This is a genomic window from Nakamurella sp. (assembly GCF_048594475.1).
GTDB lineage: Bacteria > Actinomycetota > Actinomycetes > Mycobacteriales > Nakamurellaceae > Nakamurella.
Genome location: NZ_JBMDXT010000457.1, coordinates 1 through 5557, shown reverse-complemented (window position 1 = coordinate 5557; position 5557 = coordinate 1). Strand labels below are relative to the sequence as shown.

Annotated in this window: 4 protein-coding genes; 1 reads left to right on the top strand and 3 read right to left on the bottom strand. The window is 75.3% G+C overall.

Annotated features, from left to right (window positions below; translation table 11 throughout):
• Positions 1-37: 37 nt before the first annotated feature.
• A complete protein-coding gene (locus ACOJUF_RS20470; RefSeq protein WP_420123663.1) occupies positions 38-1063 on the bottom strand; it encodes an SMP-30/gluconolactonase/LRE family protein in 1026 nt (341 codons plus the stop codon).
• Positions 1064-1361: 298 nt separating this feature from the next.
• Between ACOJUF_RS20470 and ACOJUF_RS20465 the strand changes: the two genes are divergently transcribed.
• Positions 1362-2912, top strand: coding sequence for a M28 family metallopeptidase (locus ACOJUF_RS20465; RefSeq protein ID WP_420123662.1), 1551 nt, complete (start codon positions 1362-1364; stop codon positions 2910-2912).
• A gap of 37 nt (positions 2913-2949) precedes the next feature.
• Here the strand turns inward: ACOJUF_RS20465 and ACOJUF_RS20460 are convergent, their stop codons facing one another.
• Together ACOJUF_RS20460 and ACOJUF_RS20455 are read right to left on the bottom strand one after the other, a co-directional pair.
• Entirely contained in the window at positions 2950-3753 is an 804-nt protein-coding gene (locus tag ACOJUF_RS20460; protein ID WP_420123661.1) for a hypothetical protein, read from the bottom strand.
• Positions 3750-5557, bottom strand: a 1808-nt coding sequence (locus ACOJUF_RS20455; RefSeq protein ID WP_420123660.1) for a sensor histidine kinase, incomplete at its 5' end; no start/stop codon positions are given. The genes ACOJUF_RS20460 and ACOJUF_RS20455, both read right to left, overlap by 4 nt.

Here is a 5557-nt window from a genome sequence, read left to right as displayed (position 1 = left end):
CGGGCGGCCGGGCGTCACCGCCGCCCGGCCGCCCGACTCAGCGCACCGGCAGGGCGACCACCTCGTACGGCGGCACCGCGGCGGGCCCGTCGTCGAACCGGCTGTCCACCGCGAGCAACCGGCCCCGGTCGTAGGCGGCAGTGGTGAACACCCGGTCGGCGTCGGTCGCGACCGCGGACACCAGGGTGGCCCGGGCGAACCCGTCGGTCAGCCGGAGGGTGACCAGCTGCCGCGGGAAGTTGCGCACCACATACAGTGTCGCGCCGTGGCGGACCAGGCCGTCACCGCCGGTCAGGTCGGCCCCACCGGTCACCGGCACCGGGTCGATCCGGTCGGACCGCAGGTCGAACCGCCACAGGCGGCCCGTCACCGATTGCACGGCCAGCAGGGCCCGCCCGTCCGGGGTGGCGACGATGCCGTTGAGGTTGAAACCGGCCTGCGTCGGGATGGTCGCGGTCGCGTCCCGCCAGAGGGTGACCGACCAGCCGGACCGGTCCTGGGCGACCCGGAAGATGCGCGGCGTCGGGGAGGAATCGGTGAAGTAGGCGGCCCCGTCGGGGCCGATCGTCACGTCGTTCAGGAACGCCCCGCCGGCCGGGACCTGGAGGGCGGCCAGCAGCCGGCCCTCGCTCGAGTACACCCACAGGTCCGGGCGGTCCGGCCGGGCCGGGTCGCTCGTCCGGTTCGGCCCACCGGCGATGTAGACCCGACCCTGCCGGTCGACGGTGATGCCGCGCGCGGTGATCCGGCCGTCGGTGTCGTTGCCGCCCAACCATGCTCGCGCCAGCGGCGTGTCGACCCGACCCCGGCTGATCTCGCCGCCGGTCACCTCGCTGACGTAGAAGACGCCGCGCCGCGCGTCCAGGCCGATCCCCTCGAAGGTCGAGCCGGCCGGCTGGCCCGGTAGCTGGTAGGTGGCCGGCCGGGAGGCCCCACCGGGGCCATGGTCCGCCGCCGCGACCGGGGCGGCGGCCACCCCCGCGCAGCCGACGGCGAGCCCGACCACCACGGCCCGCCATGCTCCGCCACGCCGCCCCGCCCGACCGCTACCCGTCCGTGACATGCCCGCTCCTTTGCTCGTCGGACCGGCACCGGTTGGCCGGTCCGCCTCCCGGCACCACCAGGCATACGACGGCACCCGGCGAACGGTTCACCGTGAGTCACCGGGCAGTCACGATCCAGTCATCTCGGACAGGTCGGGTGATTTCGGCATTTCGTATGCCGCGCAAAGGATTTCACCCCCGGATGGCCTACGGCCCGGCCTTGACGGACAGGCGGCTCACAGTGTTATCTCACTCACATCACAAAAAGTGAACGCCGGCTTACCTGGCGTCACTGACCCCTGCCCGAAAGGTGAATGCATGCGCTCCGCACGGCGAGCCGGCGTGGTCCTGGTCAGTACCCTGCTCATGGTCGGCGGCCTGCTGGCACCCCCGGCGGGCGCCGGCAGCGGCGGCGCCGGCAAGGAAACCCGTTTGGCGGAGCAACTTGTCAAGAAGGTCAAGGCGACCCAGGCCAACCGGCACCTGATCGCCTTCCAGCGGATCGCCGACGCCAACGGCGGCAACCGCGCCGCACCGAGCGCCACCGTGCTCGACACTCCCGGCTACGACGCCAGTGTCGCCTACGTCGTGCGGCAGTTGCAGCGGGCCGGCTTCGACTACGAGGTGCAGGACTTCAGCTACCCGGTCGAGGTCTCCCTGGCGTCGTCGCTGCAGGTGCAGGGGGACGGCCAGTACGAGATCGTCAAGATGGCCGAGAGTATCGAGACGCCCGAGGGGGGCGTGACCGGCCCGCTGGCCGTGGTCCCCGAGGACGCGACGACCGGGTGCGAGGCGGCCGACTTCGCAGGGCAGGACTACACCGGCACGGTCGCCCTGATCCGCCGGGGCGGTTGCACGTTCGAGTCCAAGGCGCTCAATGCCGCTGCGGCGGGCGCCATCGCGGCGGCCGTCAGCAACAACGTGCCCGGGCCGCTGACCAACGTCACCATCACCAATCCCGGACCGATCCCGGTCGGCGGGATGAGCCAGGAGGACGGGACGACGCTGGCCGGCCTGGCCGGCTCCGTGGTCACCGTCGACATGCGGACCGAGGAGCAGACGCGCACCTCCCAGAACGTCATCGCGCAGACCCGGACCGGACGGACCGACAACGTGGTGATGCTCGGGGCCCACCTGGACAGCGTGCCCGCCGGCGCGGGGATCAACGACAACGGCACCGGTTCGGCCGGCCTGCTCGAGATCGCCACCCAGCTCGGCGGTTCCCCGAAGACCAACAATGCCATCCGGTTCGCCTGGTGGGGCGCCGAGGAACTCGGCCTGGTCGGCTCGACCGAGTACGTCCGCAGCCTGGACTTCGAGCAGCAGCTGGACATCGCGCTGTACCTGAACTTCGACATGATCGGCTCGCCCAACGCCGGCTACTTCGTCTACGACGGTGACGATTCCGACGCCGAGGGCGCGGGCTCCGGGCCGTTCGGGTCGGCCCAGATCGAGAAGACCTTCGTCGACTTCTTCCAGAACCGGCTCGGCGTGCCCACCCAGGGCACCGACTTCGACGGCCGTTCGGACTACGGCGAGTTCATCACGGTCGGCATCCCGGCCGGCGGCCTGTTCACCGGGGCCGAGGACATCAAGACCGAGGAGCAGGCGGCCCTGTGGGGCGGCACCGCGGGCGAGGCCTACGACGCGTGCTACCACCAGGCGTGCGACAACCTGGGCAACGTCGACCGGGTCGCCTTCGACCGCAACCTCGACGCGGCCGCCTGGGCGACCGGCGTCTACGGGTACTCGACCGAGGACATCAACGGCGTGCCGGCCCGGGACAAGCGGGCGCAGCTGCGCGCCCAGTCGCAGCTGTCGCTGCTGGCCGTGCCGGACGCGCACGACCACAACGGGGCGGCCGCCTGACCGCTCCCGGCCGACGGCCCGTTCTCTCGGTGGCGCATCACCGGTGCTCCGGCACCGGGGGTGCGCCACCGGCGTACGGGGCCGGGGCCGGGGCCCGCACGACCCCGGCGATCCCCCGCTCGTCCCAGCCCATGGCGGCGAGCGGGGCCGGCGCCGGGCGGTCCGGCCGGTCGGGTCCGGCCGTGGCCCGGGGATCCCGCCGCGCGGTCCGGTACAGCCCGATGCCGTGATGCAGGTAGGCCCGGACGGTCGCCGCCGCGACCGGTGGATCCAACCGGCTGCCGATGTCGGCCGGCGCCAGGCCGGTGGCCAGCAACTCGAACGCCCGCACGAATCTCGGCGCCAGCAGCGTCACCCAGGAGCGGTCCGTCAGCAGCGCCCGGGCGAGCCGCTCGCCGACCACCGGCGCACCGACCCGCACCGAGCGCAGGGCATGCACCAGGCGGCCGGCCGGATCGGCCGGGCCGACCAGCCCGGCCGCCCCGGCCGCGACGGCCCGGCACAGCGGGTCGGGCTGCTCGCGCTCGGTCACCAGGAGCACCTGCGCGCCGGCCCGGCGGATCGCTCGCACGTCCGCGGCCGGGTCGCCGCCGCCGCTGGGCCGGTCCAGGTTCAGGATCACCACGTCGACCGCCGCCGGGGCGGCCGGCGGCGGCCCCAGACCCGGCCCACCGGCCGGCTCGCCGATCCGTCCGGCGGTGAGCTCGGCGACGGTGCACGGGGGGCCGATCACCTGCACCCACGGCGCGCGGTCCCGGACCGTCCGTCGGATGCCGTTGAGGACGAACGGATGGTCGTCCACCGCGGTCAGGCGCAGCGGCGGGTCCGTCGGGTCGTTCATGCATCCTCACCGGTGTCGTCGGGTGGTCCGGGTGCCCGCCGGGTCGGTGGGCCCGTCGCGACGGCCCCCGCGTCGAACCGCAGCAGGAGCAGGTCGGGCGTGCGCAGCACCCGCGCGCCCCACTCGCCGGCGATCCCGGTCAGCGCCGGACCCGCGGGTGGGGGGCTCACCAGGAGGCTGACCGCACCGCCGGGGGCCGCACCGGCCGGCGCTGCGAGCACCGTCAGCACCGTCCGGGCGGGACGGTCCGGCCCGTCCAACGCGGCGGTCAGCAGGCGGGCGACCAGACCGGGCGGCAGGGCGGGCGAGGCGTCCCCGTCCGCGATCACCTCGACCGAGCGGCCGGCGGTGCGCGCGGTCGCGATCAGCTCCCGTGTCCGGTCGTCCAGGTGGGCTCCGAGCTGGATGTCGTCGCGGATCGCGGCCTCCAACACGGTGGCCGCCCGGCGGATCCCGGCGGCGTCCGGGTCCGTGCGCCCGTCGCCGATCGCGGTGAGGAAGGGCCCGGCGAACGCGCGGACCCGACCGAGGCGGGCGGAAAGCACCTCCCGGGAGACCTGCAGCTCGGCGGCCGCCGCGTGGGCCTGGCGGGCCATCTCCTCCTGGCGCCGGATGGACCGGGCGACCCGGTCGATGGCGAACCGGCAGCCCAACAGCGTGGCGACCCCGATGACGGTCGCCGTGACCGAGGGCAGCCCGGGCAGCAGCAGGCTCCCGTCGGGCGCGAGCCGGATCAGGGTGACCACCACGGCGGCCCCGGCCAGCACCACCCCGGCGATCGATTCCCAGGCCGGCCGGAACACCGCCACCAGCACCAGCGCGGGCGCGCCGGCACCGGAGGCGAAGTAGGCGACCGGGATGTCACCGCTGGGGGTCAGCCCCACCCCGCCGGCCAGGGCGGCGAGCGCGGCCGCGACGACCAGCACCACCGACTCGGCGCCGGACAGCGGTCGCCGGGTGATCGTCCGGGCGGCAACCACGGTCAGCCCGGTGACGACCGCGACCGCGGCCAGGGCGGGGACCGGGTCGGACAGCCGGTCGTGGTGCAGGGCGGCCTGGACCAGGACCAGCGCCATGCCCGGCACCGCCAGACCGAGCACGATGCGCCGGCGGGTGCCGGCCAGTTCGGTGAGCAGGACCGGGGACGACCCGCCGGCCGGCGCGATGCGCCAGGCCAGCGTCCAGGTGGTGCCACGCCCGGGAGTCGAGGCGACCTCGGCCGACCCGCCGACCTCCGCCACCCGGGCGACGATCGACTGGCCGAACCCGAGCGGTCCGGACGCCACCGCCGCCGGGTCGAAGCCGCAGCCGTCGTCGGCGATCCGCACCGAGCAGCCCTCGTCGTCGACGACCGCCTCGACGAGCACGGTCGTGCTCCGCGCGTGCCGCTCGCAGTTGCGCAACGCCTCGCCGGTCGCCCCGGTCAGGGCGTCGACCACCCGCGCCGGCAGGCGGCCAGATCCGGAGAGCCGCAGATCGACCGGCACCCCGGCCCGGCCGGCCACGCGTCGCAACGCCGGCCCGAGTTCCCGCTCCGGGGCCGGTCGACCCCCGGCCCGGTCGAGCAGCTCGGCCGCCCGGCCCGCCGCCGCCCGGACCCGCGGCGGGTCGATCGCACCCGCGGGCAGGGCCACCGCGCGCAGCGCGTGGATGACCTCGTCGTGCAGCAGGCGGGACGCCGCGCGTTCCTGTCGCTCCACGGCCCGGGCGGCCGCCGTCCGCGCGGAGGCGGCCCGCCGGGCGCGGGCGACCCCGGCGGCGATCGCCCCCGTCCGCCGCCAGGCCGGCAGCAGGGCGAAGCCCT

Coding starts and splice junctions, on each gene's coding strand:
- ACOJUF_RS20470 (WP_420123663.1), bottom strand. CDS start 1,063: ATGTCACGGACGGGTAGCGGTCGGGCGGGGCGGCGTGGCGGAGCATGG.
- ACOJUF_RS20465 (WP_420123662.1), top strand. CDS start 1,362: ATGCGCTCCGCACGGCGAGCCGGCGTGGTCCTGGTCAGTACCCTGCTC.
- ACOJUF_RS20460 (WP_420123661.1), bottom strand. CDS start 3,753: ATGAACGACCCGACGGACCCGCCGCTGCGCCTGACCGCGGTGGACGAC.